General features: G+C 42.2%; 15 protein-coding genes. 9 read left to right on the plus strand and 6 right to left on the minus strand.

Features of this window, described 5'->3' with window-relative positions:
• Positions 1-98: 98 nt before the first annotated feature.
• The 4 genes from FEK29_RS17450 to FEK29_RS17465 all read right to left on the minus strand — a co-directional run bounded on the left by FEK29_RS17450 (position 99) and on the right by FEK29_RS17465 (position 5,663).
• Positions 99-1,088, minus strand: coding sequence for a PIN domain-containing protein (locus tag FEK29_RS17450; RefSeq protein WP_138259722.1), 990 nt, complete (start codon positions 1,086-1,088; stop codon positions 99-101).
• Positions 1,089-1,145: 57 nt separating this feature from the next.
• Positions 1,146-1,436: a hypothetical protein gene (locus FEK29_RS17455; RefSeq protein ID WP_138259723.1), complete on the minus strand. Its 291-nt coding sequence runs from the start codon at positions 1,434-1,436 to the stop codon at positions 1,146-1,148.
• Between the two features lie 192 nt (positions 1,437-1,628).
• Positions 1,629-2,045, minus strand: coding sequence for an arsenic resistance N-acetyltransferase ArsN2 (arsN2, locus tag FEK29_RS17460; protein ID WP_138259724.1), 417 nt, complete (start codon positions 2,043-2,045; stop codon positions 1,629-1,631).
• Between the two features lie 375 nt (positions 2,046-2,420).
• A complete protein-coding gene (locus FEK29_RS17465; protein ID WP_138259725.1) occupies positions 2,421-5,663 on the minus strand; it encodes a S41 family peptidase in 3,243 nt (1,080 codons plus the stop codon).
• 135 nt (positions 5,664-5,798) lie between these two features.
• Between FEK29_RS17465 and FEK29_RS17470 the strand changes: the two genes are divergently transcribed.
• The 7 genes from FEK29_RS17470 (at position 5,799) to FEK29_RS17500 (ending at position 11,709) form a co-directional block, all read left to right on the plus strand.
• Positions 5,799-6,389, plus strand: coding sequence for a methyltransferase domain-containing protein (locus FEK29_RS17470; RefSeq protein WP_138259726.1), 591 nt, complete (start codon positions 5,799-5,801; stop codon positions 6,387-6,389).
• 129 nt (positions 6,390-6,518) lie between these two features.
• Entirely contained in the window at positions 6,519-8,495 is a 1,977-nt protein-coding gene (locus tag FEK29_RS17475; RefSeq protein ID WP_240042784.1) for a S9 family peptidase, read from the plus strand.
• Positions 8,496-8,548: 53 nt separating this feature from the next.
• Positions 8,549-9,253, plus strand: a complete 705-nt coding sequence (locus tag FEK29_RS17480) for a DUF2490 domain-containing protein (protein WP_138259728.1) — start codon at positions 8,549-8,551, stop codon at positions 9,251-9,253.
• 220 nt (positions 9,254-9,473) lie between these two features.
• On the plus strand, positions 9,474-10,067 hold the full coding sequence (locus tag FEK29_RS17485; RefSeq protein ID WP_138259729.1) for a superoxide dismutase family protein: 594 nt from the start codon (positions 9,474-9,476) through the stop codon (positions 10,065-10,067).
• A 73-nt stretch (positions 10,068-10,140) separates the two neighbouring features.
• Positions 10,141-10,677 carry an RNA polymerase sigma factor gene (locus FEK29_RS17490; protein WP_138259730.1) on the plus strand — a complete coding sequence of 179 codons (537 nt, stop codon included), beginning with the start codon at positions 10,141-10,143 and terminating at the stop codon, positions 10,675-10,677.
• A complete protein-coding gene (locus FEK29_RS17495; RefSeq protein ID WP_138259731.1) occupies positions 10,678-11,475 on the plus strand; it encodes an anti-sigma factor in 798 nt (265 codons plus the stop codon).
• 54 nt (positions 11,476-11,529) lie between these two features.
• Positions 11,530-11,709 carry a hypothetical protein gene (locus FEK29_RS17500; protein WP_138259732.1) on the plus strand — a complete coding sequence of 60 codons (180 nt, stop codon included), beginning with the start codon at positions 11,530-11,532 and terminating at the stop codon, positions 11,707-11,709.
• A gap of 14 nt (positions 11,710-11,723) precedes the next feature.
• Here FEK29_RS17500 and FEK29_RS17505 read toward each other — a convergent pair whose 3' ends face one another.
• Together FEK29_RS17505 and FEK29_RS17510 are read right to left on the minus strand one after the other, a co-directional pair.
• Entirely contained in the window at positions 11,724-12,815 is a 1,092-nt protein-coding gene (locus FEK29_RS17505; RefSeq protein WP_138259733.1) for a VOC family protein, read from the minus strand.
• Positions 12,781-13,482: a glycosyltransferase gene (locus tag FEK29_RS17510; protein WP_138259734.1), complete on the minus strand. Its 702-nt coding sequence runs from the start codon at positions 13,480-13,482 to the stop codon at positions 12,781-12,783. The genes FEK29_RS17505 and FEK29_RS17510 overlap by 35 nt, the downstream gene beginning before the upstream one ends.
• A 260-nt stretch (positions 13,483-13,742) precedes the next feature.
• Here FEK29_RS17510 and FEK29_RS17515 point away from each other — a divergent pair, with 260 nt between their 5' ends.
• Positions 13,743-14,627 (plus strand): DUF547 domain-containing protein, encoded by an 885-nt coding sequence (locus tag FEK29_RS17515; protein WP_240042785.1) that lies wholly within the window; start codon positions 13,743-13,745, stop codon positions 14,625-14,627.
• 15 nt (positions 14,628-14,642) lie between these two features.
• Positions 14,643-16,892, plus strand: a complete 2,250-nt coding sequence (locus FEK29_RS17520; protein WP_138259735.1) for an efflux RND transporter permease subunit — start codon at positions 14,643-14,645, stop codon at positions 16,890-16,892.
• Positions 16,893-17,067 lie beyond the last annotated feature (175 nt).

A 17,067-nucleotide genomic window follows, 5' to 3' on the forward strand; every position in this document is an offset into this window, starting at 1 on the left:
CCCAAAACCATCATTATGAAGTAATTGAAAATTAAATATTAACTTTAGAGAACTGGACTAGGGCTTTTCATAGGATATATTGTTGGCTGTAGTTATTTTTAAAATGGATATTCGTCTTCATTTTCTGCTTCTGGTATTCTCTTGATTTTAGATTCAAATTCCATTAAAATTGTGTCATCCAATTTGTCTTTATATTTGTCATATAGATTATATAAAATTTCATTAATATCTTCGTCTTCACTAATCCAGTAAATTTGACTATTGCTAAAAGCTTGGAAAAATATTCTGTTGATTTGGTCAGATGTAAAATCCTCAAATTGAGAGAGTTTGTAAAGGTTATGTCTTGAATCTCTGAATGTTCCAGAATTTTCTAACCTCTCAATGTAAACATCCTTTTGTAAATCTGAAGCAAGTTTAATTTTGGGATATTTATTTTTAAAAAATTCGGATAAAGATTTATAAAAAATAATTTCAGAATTTTTGGTTGTCCTCCATTCACGATTTAGGTATTTATTAAATTTTGAGTTGTCAATTTCAGAAAAGTAATCTTTATCATCTGAAATGAATGTCAAATCTTTTTCGGGTGGGCAAATGACTAAAAGTGTTTCCCAGTTTAAAGCATCCCCGTAAGAGTTCCCTTTTCCTGGTGGATTTCCTAAATCATATCTGACCTTTGCTCTTGCTATTAATTCTTCGTTGTGTGCTAAAAGACCTGATTTCTCAAAAATTTCATTTATTATTTCATCAGCTTTCAATGAATAATTTTCAATTTCAGTAAGAATGTTTTCTAAAATCTTTTTCTTGCTGGTTTGATATTCTTGAATTGCTTTTTTCATAATTGCATATTCAGGATATTCTTTGAGAAAAATCGGAAACGCATTGTTCAATTTGTCCGCTTTGAAAGTTCTTAAGGCGTCTGCAATTTTAACTTCTCTATTTCGAACATATTCGTTGTAGACTTGTCTCGGTATTATAAGATTGATTTCGCCTTGTTCAATTAAAACGATTAATTTTCTTAACTCCTCTAATTCATCATTTGAGTAGTGGAAGAATTTTAAGTAAACATTAGTGTCAATAAATATGTTCATTAAGGTTTTGGGTTAATTACAGCCAACAATTATATATAGTAACAAGTACCTATATTTCTATTTTAGGGGGATTACCCTAAAAATCCTACAAAAAATTGGTTTCGGCAAGAGAAAGGGGAAATATGGAGCGTTTCGTTTGTACGGAACTGTCAGCGCCGGTTTTTTCTTTCCGATACTTTTTCCATCGCCGAAAAAGTATCCAAAAAGGCTAGGCTGATTTTGGGATACTTGAAATCCAATCAGTCCCTGTGCCGCATCGCCCAGGCCGTTTCCGATTGCATCGGAATACTTTTTGGGCGATTTCCTGTTGCCAATTCCAAGGACTCCCGGATTTGCTACGCATCCCAAAATAGGCCGGTTTACTCCTTAAAATTCATTTAAGTTACCTGCTGCGTTTAAAACCTAAAAAAGCTCCCCTCCCTGGTTAGGGAGGGGTGTTTCGCCTTGGCGGAACGGGGAGGGTCGGTCAATAAAGAGATGCTTCTTCCTCGCTACGCTTGTCATCAGTATGACAAGAAAATGGGAGGAATAGGAATAGAATTACAGTTCCTTCAACATATACACGGAACTGGAAGGACAAATTTCAGAGAATTCGGTAGTTCCAAGGATAGCCGTAGGAGCGGTGGACCGTTCCGCTACAGCAAAACCATAACGTGTAAAATAGGCATCGGCCGTAGTGGTCAAAAGATGCAATCGTTGTATACCTTTTTGCCTACTGGTTTCACAAAGTTCGTCCAATAACTCCTTACCCACTCCTCTTCCTTTATGGGCGTCGTCCACCGCCAAGGAACGCAGCAAACCATCCATACCGTATGTTTCGATGCCAATACATCCAATAAGTTCGCCGTTTTTATCCTTGGTCAAAAAGGCCACTTTGGATTCTACCAAATCTTCAAAGGGCAGGTCGTTCGCCTTCAACAGTTGCTGAACGGACTTTAAATCGGTTTCTGGGTTCATAGTAGTGATTTTAAATGGAAAGTTCGTAGTTATTCATTCATTATGGCACCAAACCCAAGGCTTGGTGGTATTTTAATAGATTCTTTCTTGCTACGCGCGTCATCAGAAAGACATTCTAGTATATTAAACCGTTGTACACTTTAAAAATTATATATATAAATGTCAGTTCGAGTGCTTGATTTTTGATTTTTTCCATCGAAAATCAAGTGTAATGAGAACCCATCGCCTTCGCTCAGGGCAGGCTCCTTTTGGAGCCTTAAAAAGATTCTCGATACAATTTTTCTTCATTGCATTGCGAAAAATCACTCGAACTGACCCTTTGGTCACGATGACAGTTTCAAAATCCACAACGGTTTTTGTTACACGGCCACCAGCCTACTTCACCTGCCCGATCAAAACCTCAATGGATTTTTCCAATTGCTGATCACGGCCTTTGGCGATGACCTCAGGTTGGTTTTTGACAAGGATATCTGGGTCGGTTTCATTATTTTCCATCCACTCCCCTGCCTTGTTCTTGGCACTTACGGGCACCACGCCCCAAACGCCTCCGTTGGGCAAACGCTCCCACCCGGCAAAGCTACAGGTCCCTGGAACCGGCATCCCCACCGTAGTCCCTATTTTCAATTCGGTATAGCCGCTGGCAAAGCAGGAACCGTCACTGTACATGGACTCGTTGTATAGGGCCAACGTTGGTTTGGTCCAGCGCGAAGTGGGCTCCCCTCCTACCACCCGATCTTCTGTCTCGTAGGATAAAAAGGCCTCACCGGTAAAGAACATGGCCAGATCGGCCACCAGGTCGCCCCCACCATTAAATCGGGTATCCACAATGACCCCTTTTTTGTCGAAAAACTTGCCCATCATTTCCTCGTAAATGGAGCGGTAGGGTCCGTCGCTCATTCCCGGAATATGAACGTATCCCAGGGTACCTTTACTTTTTTCAAGTACTTCCTTTTCATTGATCTCCACCCACCGATTATATAACAAATCGCCCTCAGCATCCAAGGAAATGGGTTTTACGGTAATTTGCTTTTGGGTTTTATTCTCACCTGTTATATCCAACAACAAAAATTCGCCTTCCTTGCGGTTCAAATAACTGGCTACATCACGATCGGACAGTAGGGTTTCCCCGTTTATTTTTTCGATGATCATCCCCGGCTTTAAATTGAAGCCGGCCTTGTCCAAAGGTCCCCCTTTGATGACCTCTGCGATTTTTATCCCGTTTCCTGTATGGGCATAATCCATAAAAATTCCCAAGGATGCAGTTTCGTCTCCATTATCGATAGTGTCGTTGTACCTGCCTCCGGCATGTGAAACATTCAACTCACCTAATAGTTCCGATATCATTTCCGCAAACTCGTAATTATTCCCAATGAAGGGCAGGTATTTTTCGTATTCGGTACGCATAGCGGTCCAATCGATACCGTGAAAGTTGCTGTGATAGAAAATACCATTGGTTCGCAACCAAATATGGTCGAACATATACTGGCGTTCGGCATCGGCATCCAAGACCATTTCCGAATTCAATTTTACAGGTTCCTTCTTCCCGGCCTTTACATCGATTTTGGATATGCTGCCATCAGCCAACAAAAAGAGGTTTTCCTGCTTTTTATCCCATTGCAAACCTCCTGATTTTGCGCCTAGGGACAGTAATTTTTTGGTTTCCTTGGTACGGATTTCCGTTTCCCAAAGGTCCAGATCCTCCTCAAAACGCGTGAGATAATACAGTTTTTCACCGTCCTTGGACAACACGGCATCGCTCAATTTTGAGGAGTGGATGGTAAGTCGGCTTTTCCTATCCTCGGTGCCCTCCAAATCGAACTTCAGGGGTTTTACGGGTTCCTCCTTAGTGTCTTCGTCCTTCTTCTTTTTCTTTTTCTCGTCCTTATTTTCTTCCTTGTCCTCGTCCTTTTTATCGCCTTCCTCGATCAATTTCATCAAATCGTATTCGTCCTTGGACAGATTGAACTTGTCCCAAGCATCCTGGGTAAGGAACATGGTGTAGACATCAAATTCTGACTGCCCACTGGTGGCATAGCTTTTTAAGCCGTGTCTGTTGGAGAACCAAATGATCTGGTTGCCTTCCCCGATCCACTTGGGCTGCATGTCATAGTAGCCACTTTCGGTAAGGTTCTTACGGGTCTTGCCATCGGCAGAAATCAAAAGGATTTCATTGTTGCTCAAAGTAACGCCCCAATCCACCAACAACCATTTACTATCCGGGCTCCATTGATAGTATTGATCCCCATCGGAGAAATGGTACAAATCCTTTGGCGTCAGTAAGGTAACGGTCTCCTTTGTTTTTAAATTATTGACTTTCAAGGTTCTACGCCCTTCCACATAAGCAACTAGATTACCGTCGGGCGAGAATTCAGGCAAATAGACATCGGTACTATCGGTTACCAAGGTATCCTCCCTTACCAAGGTGGAAGCAAAAAAATAGGGTTCCTCGGTACGTTGTTTTACGGTCTTGAAAATAGACCATTTACCGTTTCGCTCGCTGGAATAGGCGATGGACTTTCCATCGGGCATAAATTTTAAAAAGCGCTCCTGCTCCGGCGTATTGGTCAAACGCTTCGTCATAGTGCCATCTACCGAAGTGGTAAATACCTCACCCCGACTAATAAAGGCGATTTCCTTCCCATTGGGCGAAATGTCCATTTCCCTGACTCCGCCGTTGACGGAAACGTATTCCACCGCATTGGAGGCCGATTGTGTGCGGATGATCACATCCACCTTCTGAGGTTCGCCACCTTCCTCAAAAGTATAGAGCTCCCCATCATAACTGAAGGCCATAATCCCGTTCCCGATGCTTAAAAACCGAACGGGATGGGTCTTGAAGGAGGTCAATTGCTCCTTATTTTCGGGGTTTTCCAGATTCAATATATGGACATTGAAAGACCCGCTTTCCTCACTGAGGTAGTAGAGGGAATTACCATTGGCACTGAAGACGGGATTACGGTCCTCCCCGTTAAAACTGGTCAGCTTGGTATGTGTGCCGGTCGCTACATCATATTTCCAAATATCGCGCGTAATGGCAGATGTATGGTGTTTTCTGAACGTATTTTCATAACCTTTTTTATCGTGATAGACCATCAAAGTGCCCTCGGAATTTACCTGTACATCTTCCGCAGGGACGGTCAATACCTGGTTAACCCGACCACCAATGACGGGAACACTATACAGCTCCGGTTGTTGTCCCATGGGATACTGCCGATGTTTCACATCATCCTGACGTGCAGCTCCAAAAATGACGCTTGTATCATCCGCCGAAAACGAATAGGGCGTCTCATCGTTGCTGTGGAAGGTCAATCGGGTCGCTTCGCCCCCTTTGGCGTTCATTACGTAGATATCAAAATTCCCGAATCGGTTGGAGGCAAAGGCCAGCGAGTCCCCATCCTTGCTCCACACGGCCTGATAATCGTGCGCCTTATGGAAGGTCAATTGCTGTGCAACACCCCCTTCTTTGGGAACCCTGTAAATATCTCCCTTGTAGGTAAAGGTGATGGTAGAACCATCAGGGGAGATAGCCGGATACCGAAGCCATTTGGGGTCTTCCTGGGAAAATACACTATTAAAAAGAACGATGGAAAAGAAAAACAAATACAGGTAATTTCTCATGTTTGGTACGCTTGATTTTAATCCGCCGAAGATAGGTAAATTGTGTATAAATGGACACCGAATTTGTATGATCTGCACCCATAGCGGCATGGCTATCAAAAATGTACTTATTTTCGTCTTTCTAAGCACGCCGCTATGGACGACAAAACCTATTGGACCCAACGATACGAGGCCGGTACCACGGGCTGGAACATTGGCTACCCTTCCACCCCCATCAAGGAATACGCGGACCAATTAACGGACAAAAACCTAAAAATCCTGATACCCGGTGCCGGTAATGGATATGAGGCCGAATATCTTTTTGACATCGGCTTTAAAAATGTGCACGTACTGGATGTTGCCGAAATTCCGTTGACCGAGTTCAAAAAACGCAACCCGCATTTTCCCGAAGCCAAAGTGATGCATGCCGATTTCTTTGCGCATGAAGGAAGCTACGACCTAATTCTGGAGCAGACCTTTTTCTGTTCCATAGTACCTACGGATGCCAATAGGAGCGCGTACTTTAAGCAGATGCGCCGGTTGCTCAAGCCTGATGGCATCCTTGCAGGGCTCTGGTTCGATTTTCCCCTGACGGACGATATGGAAAAAAGGCCCTTTGGCGGCAACAAGGAACTTTATTTGGGCTATCTGGACCCCTATTTTACCGTTCGTACATTTGCGCGGTGTTACAATTCCATCCCGCCCAGAAAGGGAAACGAACTGTTCGGGATTTTTGAGCGAAAATAACCAAGTGCCCCAAAACTTCAGGCCTTAAAAACTTAGGGGGACTTTTAAGTAGGCCTTACATTTCATTTACCGTATCTTTAGGCACATTGGTTTTTAGCCGATATGTTCACATTCAAAAAAATCAATCCCATGAAACGAACACTATTAAAATGTATGCCTGTAAAAGGTTTAGCCCTGGTTGCTTCTATTACCATGATTGCATGGAGCTGCAAGGAAACTCCCAAAGAAAACCCGGACGCTGCCATCACTAAAACGGTGAAATCCTATACCATTGAACAAATGATGGACAACGAGGCCATTGGCGGTGGCAGTTTTTCGCCGGATAATAGCAAGCTCTTGATTTCAAGTAATAGGTCCGGCATCTACAATATGTACACAATTTCAACAGAAGGTGGTGAGATGATGCCCGTAACGGAATCGGACAGTTCCTCGGTCTTTGCCATTTCCTATTTTCCAAAGGACGAGCGTATGCTCTTTAGGATGGACGGAAACGGCGACGAAATCTACCATATCTATATCAGGAACCTCAATGGAAGCATTACGGATTTGACCCCTGAGGAGGGCGCAAGGGCGAGTTTCCATGCGTGGGCAGCCGATAAAAAGAGCTTCTTTTTCACGTCCAACAAACGGGATGCCCGCTATATGGACCTCTATCAAATGGATTTCTTGGATTACAGACCCCAACTCATATATCAAAACAATGAAGGTTATGACATTGGACCTATAAGCAAGGACCAAAAATACCTGGCCCTCTCCAAATCCCTGAATACGAATGATGCCAATCTCTTCCTTCAGAATTTGGAAACGGGTGAAAAGACACAGATCAACGAAGCGCAGAGCGCCAATAGCGGTCAGGATTTTACTCCGGACAGCGGTGCGTTGTATTACACGACCGATTTGGGTAGCGAATTTTCCTATGTAATGAAATACGATATACAATCTGGCGAACGCAGCAAGGTCATGGAGCGCGATTGGGATATTATGGGCAGTTATTTCACCGAGAACGGCACCTATCAGGTAACCTATATAAACGAGGACGCAAAGAACGTCATTGCCGTTACGGAGACCGCAACGGGAACGAATATCGACCTTCCCTCCCTCCCCAATATGGACATAACCAATGTAGGTTTTTCGGATGACGAAAAACTGATGAGTCTCTACGCAGGCGGGTCGCAAACACCTAGTAACCTATATGTGTATGATTTGGAGACCAAAGAGCTGAAACAGCTTACCAATGTACTGAACCCGGAAATAGAACCAAGCGATTTGGTCTCGGCGGAGGTAATCCGGTTCAAATCCTTTGACGGATTGGAAATTCCTGCCATTTATTACAAACCTCATCAAGCTTCCGAAACCAACAAGGTGCCCGCTTTGGTTTGGGTACACGGTGGTCCAGGCGGACAATCCAGGCAGAATTTCAGTTCCTTCATTCAATACTTGGTAAACCATAAGTATGCCGTGTTGGCGGTGAACAACCGCGGAAGCAGCGGTTATGGGAAGTCGTTCTACAAAATGGACGACCTCAACCATGGTGACAAGGATTTGAAGGATTGTGTGGAGGGCAAGAATTGGTTGGCCAACCAACCAGAAATCGATGGAGACAAAATCGGGATTATTGGAGGTTCCTACGGAGGATATATGACCATGGCGGCCTTGACCTATACACCCGAAGAGTTTGCCGTGGGCGTAAATTTATTTGGGGTAACGAACTGGATCAGGACCTTACGAAGTATTCCACCTTGGTGGGAATCCTTTAAGGATGCCCTGTATTTAGAGCTGGGTGACCCCAACAGTGCGGATTCCGTTCGGCTTAAGGCTATTTCCCCTCTTTTTCATACAGATAAGGTTACCAAACCCCTAATCGTGCTGCAAGGTTCCAAAGATCCCAGGGTGCTTCAGGTGGAATCGGATGAAATCGTGGCCGGCGTCAAGAAAAATGGCGTTCCCGTGGAATACGTGCTCTTTGAGGATGAAGGCCATGGATTTGTAAAAAAGGAAAACCAGATCGAGGCCTACAGCAGGGTACTACAATTTTTGGATGTCTATCTCAAAGGAGACGCGGGCACGCCCATTGAGGACGGCGAATCCATGGAAAGCGATATTTAATCAAAGGTCTAATTTCAAGACTTTAATTTTTGAATAGAGAATCAGGCATATTTATGAGGAGATTACTAGTTGTTGTATTGGGTATTGTTGTGACTTCGGCCTTGGGCCAAGACAATGGGGAAGACAAACTGGGAAGCTGGCACATGTATTTTGGCACCAATCAGATTGCGGAGAAGTGGAGCATCCATACAGAAGCACAACTTCGATATTTTGAACAGGCAAAAAACTTCAATCAATTGTTACTTAGGACAGGACTCAATTATCACATTGATGACAATGCCATTGCTACTATGGGATATGCCTATATACTTACCGACCCCACTTTTGAGGGCAACGAGAATTTGGTGAACAAAATATCTGAAAACAGAATATTTCAGCAATTTATCCTTAAAAACAAGGTTTGGGAATTTTTATTCGAACATCGGTATCGATTGGAACAACGTTTTATAACCTTTGAAAATGAAAATAGTCCTTTTTTTGATGAAAGAATTGAACACCGTGCCCGCTATCGGTTACAGATGACCGTTCCCCTAACGGACATTTTCTTTTTGAATTTCTACGATGAAATTTTTATCAACCTCCAGAACGAGGCATTTGACCAAAACCGGTTGTACGCGGCGGTGGGACTTAATGTGACCCATAATCTAAGCGTCCAGGCCGGGTATCTTAAAAACCATTTCAGAACCGTGAATTATGACAGACTACAGGTGGCCGTTTTCTATAACCCGGATTTACGTGGACTTTTCAATAAAAAATAGGATTGCCGGTATTTTCTTTCGCAATTCCATCAAATTTCCCAATCCTGTTAAAATGATTGGGATATGAGTTCATATAGCGCACGAAATTTCGTAATTTTAACAAAGTTAATTTTTAAAACCATAAAAATTAAACCCTCATCGAGGAAATTGTTATGGTGAGTTAAATACCTCTACAAAAGGAAATGTTTAAGAATCAAGCTATTAATCTAATTTTAAACGTATGAAAAAAGTAATAAAATTACCATTGGCCGCATTGGCCCTTTTTGCGGTCTTTAGTTGTAAAGAAGTGAAAAAGGAAACCAACGATGCCGCAAATGAAGTGGAAGAAACCATGGAAGAAATGACCATGGAAGAGGAAGAAGTGGAATCCGTTAAATTTATGATGGAGCCTAAAAGCGATAGTGATGTTCAGGGCGAGGTCACCTTTACAGAAGAAAACGGGGAAGTAAAAATGATGGCGTCCTTCACTGGACTCTCCGAAGGGGAGCATGCCATTCACATACATGAAAAGGCAGATTGCTCCGCGGATGATGGAACTTCTACGGGAGGCCATTGGAACCCTACCAACGAACCCCATGGAAAATGGGGCGCCAGTGAAGGTTATCACAAAGGGGATATTGGCAACTTTATAGCCGATGCAGACGGTAACGGTATGGTAGAATTTTCAACGTCTGAGTGGTGTATTGGTTGTGACGACCCAAATAAAAATATTGTGGGCAAGGCCGTAATCGTACACCAAGGTACGGATGACTTTACAAGTCAGCCCAGTGGTGCTGCCGGTGCTAGGGTAAGTTGTACGGGAATTATCCAATAGGATTAAAAAATAAAATGATAAAAGCCACCTACAGGGGTGGCTTTTTCTATTTTTAATAGCTAAATTCAGCCCTATGCAATTGGAACAACTGGTTGAGAGATTCCGGAAGAAAGATGTTTCCGCCTTCGAGACACTTTATGGCATGTATGCCGAAAATATCTGCGGGGTAATCAACACCATTGTCAAAAACGAAGGGCGCTCCCAAGAAATCTGTCAGGATGTATTTGTCAAAATATGGGACAATGCGGACAGTTATAATGCATCCAAAGGCCGATTTTTCACCTGGATCTTGAACATTGCGAGAAATGCGGCCATCGATGAAATACGTAGCAAGTCGTATAAAAATGAAAAAAAGAACCTTTCCGCAGATTACTTCGTACGTATTTTGGAAAGTAAGGAAGAGGAAGTTGTTCATACCGTAGAAACCGAAGGACTCTTAAAGTTAGTCCGGAGTCTAAAGAAAAAGTGTATACAACTCATTGAAATGCTTTACTTTAGAGGGTATACACAAAAGGAAGCGGCCGAAGAACTGGCCATTCCCGTTGGAACCGTTAAAACGAGAAATAGAAGCTGTATTTCCAAGCTCAGGGAAAACATGGAGATAAAATAAATGGATGTGCAAGAATACATAGCGTCTGGAATTTTGGAACTGTACGTCGCAGGGGTCCTTTCGGAGAAAGAAAACCTGGAAATACATAGATATGCACAGGAATATCCAGAAATAAAGGCAGAAATTGTGGCTATAGAGGCGGCCATCCTAGAGATTTCACAAAAAGCGAATACCATAACCCCTGTCGGTTTTGAAACCCTAAAATCACAATTGAATGCTGGGGATACATCGAAGGTTGTTCCACTGACCAAAGAATCAAGGCCTTGGACGCAATACCTAGGTTGGGCGGCTTCCATACTTTTGGCCATTGGACTTTTTTGGGTCTATAATCAAAATAAGGAATTGAAATCCCAGTTGGAATTGGTAGAAAGTCAAAACCAACAGTTAGAACAGCAAATAGCCGAGTCTAATTCCTCCTTGGAAAAATCGCGGGAGCTCCTCAATACGCTGAGGGACCAAAATATTTTGGTAATCCCTTTAGGAGGGCAACAAGTTTCTCCAGATGCCTATGCAAAGGCGTATTGGAACAAACAAGAGGAAAAAGTGTTTATAGACGCGAAGGGTCTACCAGCACCACCGGATGGTTTTGTTTATCAAGTTTGGTCCTTAAAATTATCGCCCTTAACCCCTACGAGCATGGGTCTTTTAGAAGATTTTACCGAGGATGAAAACAAGGTGTTTGCGCTGAACAATCCAAATAATTCCGAAGCCTTTGGGATAACTTTGGAACCTGCCGGAGGTAGTGAGACACCCACATTGGAGCAACTCTATGCACTTGGAGCGGTTGCATCCTCCTAAATTATTTGAATCCCACTATAGATTGCTTACTGGAAAAATTAGTATTTTTCGACCATGGATATAAAGAAACTCTTTGGTACCATTCTCACCCTGTTAGGAATTGGGGGGTTGGTCTACGCCGCCATATTATTTGGCAATAGTACAGGAACAACAAAGGCCTTGATCGTATATTCCGTTCTGGGCGGTATATTTTTCTTCTCGGGAATCGGGCTTTTGAGAACAACAAAAAGTTAAATGATCTACTGGATTTAGATATCCTTGGAGACCTTATGAAATCGCAATGTGCGAACCATCCATTTAGGTAATGGTTTATGCGGATTTCGTTTTTTTAAATCAAGGTAGATACCCAATGGTTTTAAAATAGGTACTTTATGGGTTTCCACGAATTCTATTAAGGTTCCATCTGGGTCTTCCACATAACCAAAATGGCCCGCCGCGTCGCCCATATCAAAACTTTGGGCGCTATCTACGGTAAATGGATAGTTTAAGGAGGCTGCACGGTTCCTTAATTTTTCCATCCCTTGTACATCAAAACATACGTGGATATATCCTAAATCACCCCATAACCTATCCTCGAATATTCTATTTGGTTTTCTATCCAATGCTTGCAGTAATTCTATTTGGGTTGGTCCCAACAACTCCCCAAAACCACCAAAATTAGGTCGGGAATGCGCTAGTACCACTTTCCTGAATAAACCAAAATTTGCATCAGGTGTGTTGTTAAGGGGCAATTCTAAAGTTTGGTCCGATACCAAAATACTATAGCCCAACAAATCACTGTAGAACCGTATCGATTCCGATATTTGTGAAACCCCTATCACGACTCCCAGCACGCCACCTGTGCTCAAACTTGTCTTATTAAAAAAGTATCTATCCTGTACAACTTCGACCAGATTGTCCCAGGGGTCCTGAAAATAGAAAGAAATTCCATTCTTCACAGTTTTATTTATACCTGTCAAATATTTTAATTCCAGCCCCCTCAACGAATCATAACTCTTCTGAATATCGTTGCTCCGTATTTTCATAGCATTTATCCCTAAATCACCAAGAATTATTGGGAATTTGGGTTTTTGGGGAGTTCTGCTCAAAAACTGCCAGATTTCCAAACCACCCCCTCCCAGCATATTTAAGGACAAATAAGCATTTCTATGGCATATCTCACCACTTGTATACCTTTTCATGAGTGCTGCCGGCGCTTCGTCCTTGAAAACAAGAATATCAAAACCCAAGTGCTTTCTATACCAATTAAAAACTGCCTTGGTGTCCGATACTCCTATACCTACTTGTTGTATGCCATTTATGATGTCAGGTGTTGTAGGGCGTTCTGATGAGTTTGTCATGAATCGTTTTTAGTTTTTTACTTGGATATCCCAACCTAAACAGGATTACAAGCAAGAGGTTGGAAAGGTTCACCCGTAGATAGGAGTTGGCTTCGTACTTTCTAGCAGATACTATCAAATCGTTTTTTATGATCTTGTAGCGTATCCCATTCTTTTTCATGCGCTCAAAAAACTCGAAGTCCTCCATCAAAACCTGGGTTTCCTTAAAGCGGCCGAGGGTTTCAAAAACTTGTCCTTTTATAAATAGGCATTGATCTCCGCCACCTGTGAATATGCCGTCCTTAGCCGTGAAATAGGAATTGATCTTCAAGGGCAAACTTTCCCTATCGAACCTGTATGAAAAGAATCCAGCGTCAAATCCGTCATTAATTGTTTTCTGTATGTCTTGTAAAAATGACTCCGGTGGTTTTACATCGGCGTGCAAAAAAGCCAAGACCTCCCCTTTAGCCAATTTGGCCGCTTCGTTCATCTGGCATGCCCTACCCTTCTTAGTGCACCTTATAATATCGGCCTTATCCAGGGTTTCCCTTTTAAAATCCATTTCGCTCTCCGGTGAAAGTGCCACTAGTATTTCAAAGGGAACTTGCGAGGAAAAGCTTGACAACCTACCGACCAATAGGTCGATATTTACGGTTTCTTTATGTGATGGAATTATAATACTGATCATAGCAACAAATAGGTCGTTCCCCAAGTCCGTAACTTTAATTTTCCGGGGATTTTCTAAATCTACGGAATTAGCACCGTAAGGGTTTTAAAATCGTCACTATAATTCTTTAGATTCTACTGAAAGTTCAAAAAAGAATTTACGACAAAGATTGAAACAGCAAAGGATATACTGTGATAATCCCAACAATAATTAAAGTAGTCTATAGGTTATCAAAATAAAACCATTTACGGATTCGTACGTAGGTACTAAAAACAAAAAACATGATGCGTTCAAAATATATAGCAGACTACTTTGGGGCAAGCCCACGGTGCATTCACCAGAAACAATCCTTTAATTTAAAGGCAGGCCTGCGAGAATTCTACCACTTGGCGGTGACAATCAACTTACTTTTTATCCTATTGATAGGCACTTGGAACGGTTTTGGCCAAAGCACATCCAAGTCCGAAACTATTGACTTCAACAAGCTTTCGGTAGAATTCCTGGTCAAAATCAAGAACCAAGAAAATACCCAAAAAATCCAGGATACCTTTTCGAATGTCACCATTAAGGAATTGGAAGATGCCCTGGACACGAACCAAAAGAAATTGGCTTTTTGGGTCAATATTTACAATGCCTATATCCAGGTAATACTGAGGAACAACCCAGATTTGTATAAGGATCGAAGCAAGTTTTTTAAGGCGGACCAGATTTCTTTTGCCGGGGAAATGATTTCCTTTGAATTGATTGAGCATGGCATCATTAGGGGGTCTCAATGGGAATATGGTTTGGGGTTTATCGGTAAACTATTTCCTGGGGAATTCGAAAAAAGATTACGGGTAGAGGAGCCCGACTATCGAATCCATTTTGCCCTCAATTGTGGCGCAAAGGACTGCCCGCCCGTAGCCATTTACGAGTGGAAAAGGTTGGATGAACAGTTCGCCAAAAGTACCAGCAATTACCTGAAGCGGACCACGGAGTACGATGCCGTCAAAAAAGAGGCAAGGGTAACAACCTTGTTCAGTTGGTTCAGGGGAGACTTTGGCGGTACGGACGGTATAAAGGAGATATTGAAGAAGGAAGGCCTGATTCCGACTACCAAGGGCATTGATCTTGAGTACAAAAATTATGATTGGACCTTGGAATTGGATAATTTTGCGACCCTTTAATGGAAGTGTCGACAAATGAACCACCTTTCCCAAGTAAAAAAAATCTGTATATTTCTATTTGTACTACTGGGTATATACTCGGCTACCTTACTTCCCAATCTTAGATTTTCATTTGATTTTAGTCAGTTTTTTCCCGAAGAAGATCCAGATCTGGAGTTTTATCAAGATTTTGTGGCCGAATTTGGTACCGATGATAATTTTCTGCTCATCGCCGTTGAAAACGAACCTACCGTTTTCAATCAAGAATTTTTGAAGCGATTCAATGCTTTTTCGGAAGATAGCAAGAACTTTGATTTTGTTGAGGAGTGTTCATCATTAACGACATTATCCTATCCACTTAAAACTAGCTTTGGTTATACCCAGTTGCCCATAATCCATTTGGATGACCCTTCGGCCTATGAAAAGGACTGGGAAAAAATTAAGCAGGACAAGCTTTTTACCAATTTCCTAATAGATCAAAAAGCTACCTCTACGGTAGTTGCCCTACGCACCCAGGACGATATCGATTACCAACAGGCGGAGATTTTACTTTCCCAGGTACGGTCGTCCTTAAAGAAACATCAATTGGATGAATACCATATCTTGGGGAGGGCCTTCTTTTTGGAAGCCATTGTGGACATGCAAAAAAGCGAAGTCTTAAAGACCAGCATCATAGCCGCTATTTTAGTCCTGATTATTTTATTATTGGTGTACCGAAGCCTGGCCTTGGTCCTTATTTCAATGGTGTCCATAAGTGTTTCCCTTTTACTTTTTTTAGGCATTTTGGCACTTTGGGGAAAAGAACTGAACGCTATGGCTGCCTTTTACCCTGTTTTGATGCTCATTGTTGGTACTTCGGATGTGATACACGTAACGGACAGTTTTATACGCAAAATCCAGTCGGGAATTCCTAGATACAAAGCCATCCGTTCCTCGCTTCGTGAAGTGGGGCTCACCACTTTACTGACCTCGGTCACCACGGCGGTGGGCTTTATGACGCTGTTGTCCTCCAGGTTGGCCAGTATTCAGGAATTTGGCATCAACGCAGCTATTGGGGTCATGGTGGCGTACATCACCGTTATCTTCTTTACCGGATCGCTGTTGATAAGTCTTCCCGAAAGGATGCTGTTGGGAAGAAAAAGTGTCTCAAAGAAATGGGTGGACCTACTACAAGGAGTGAACACTTTCACCAAAGATTATCCAAGACCCATTCTGTTAGGTACAACGGTGTTCACGATTTTATGCTTATGGGGTATCAGTCTGATAAGTACCAATTATGAGTTTAAAAGAACGTTGCCCAATAGAAGTGAAATTGCCGCCGATTTTGAATATTTTCAAAATAACTATGCCGGCTTCCGGCCCTTGGAAATCGCGGTCATGTCCAAAAACGACTATTCAGTCTTGGACTACTCCGTAGCATTGGAAATTAAAAAATTGATGAATTATTTGGCCGAAATTCCTTCTATAGGCAACCTGCAATCCTCCAATTTACCATTCCAAGTGTTGCACAAGGCACATAATCTAAATAAATCCGAATTTCTGACCTTACCCGATGATGCGGCCACTTTTGAAAAATACAAGAAGGATATCCAAAAATTGGGAAGGCAGCAATTGGAACGGTTCGTAAACAAGGATGCCTCCATGGCACGTATCAATGGAAGATTACAGGATATAGGCACGGATAGCTTAAAACTGGTATATGAGAAGATTGAAAATTATGCTGACAATAAATTGGATACCACAAAAATAAAGGTCAAGGTAACCGGAAAAAGCATGCTTTTGGATAAAAATTCGGAATACATTCGAAGCAGTCTGCTAGAAGGGCTGTTCTTTGGCCTGCTACTCATTGGCGTCATAATGGTCTTGGTTTTCAGAAACCTAAAACTATTTATCATTTCACTGATTCCCAACATGTTGCCGATTCTTTTTGCCGGTAGCGTACTGGGCTATTTGAATATCCCATTGGAAGCTTCCCTTTCGGTGGTATTTGCCATTGTATTTGGTATAGCCGTGGATGATACCATACATTTTTTAGGGAAGTACAAACTTGGTATCACTCAAGGACTCACTCAGGAACAGGCCCTGGAAAAGACATTTGCACATACAGGAAGGGCGTTGGTAATTACGACCGTTATCCTCTTTTTTGGGTTTTTGGTGCTCTTGTTTTCAATACACCAACCCAGCATTACGATAGGCATCATAATTAGCGTAACCCTAGTAACCGCTTTGATTTTGGATATACTATTGTTGCCCGTGTTAATCCGTAAAATGATAAAGGAAGCGTAATTTATTTTCTATCCAAAAGTTTTTTTAGTGAACGATGGGCCAGAATTGTTTTTCCTAACATAATGACCATAAGAGCAATCCACAAAGAAAAGAGTAGGTATTCCATAACACGTGAATTTTAAAGTTTCAGTTTGGTTAAATTCATATCCTATTTAAAAGTTTTGGGGCTTATAAA

It is taken from the genome of Maribacter aurantiacus, assembly GCF_005780245.1.
Lineage (GTDB): Bacteria > Bacteroidota > Bacteroidia > Flavobacteriales > Flavobacteriaceae > Maribacter > Maribacter flavus.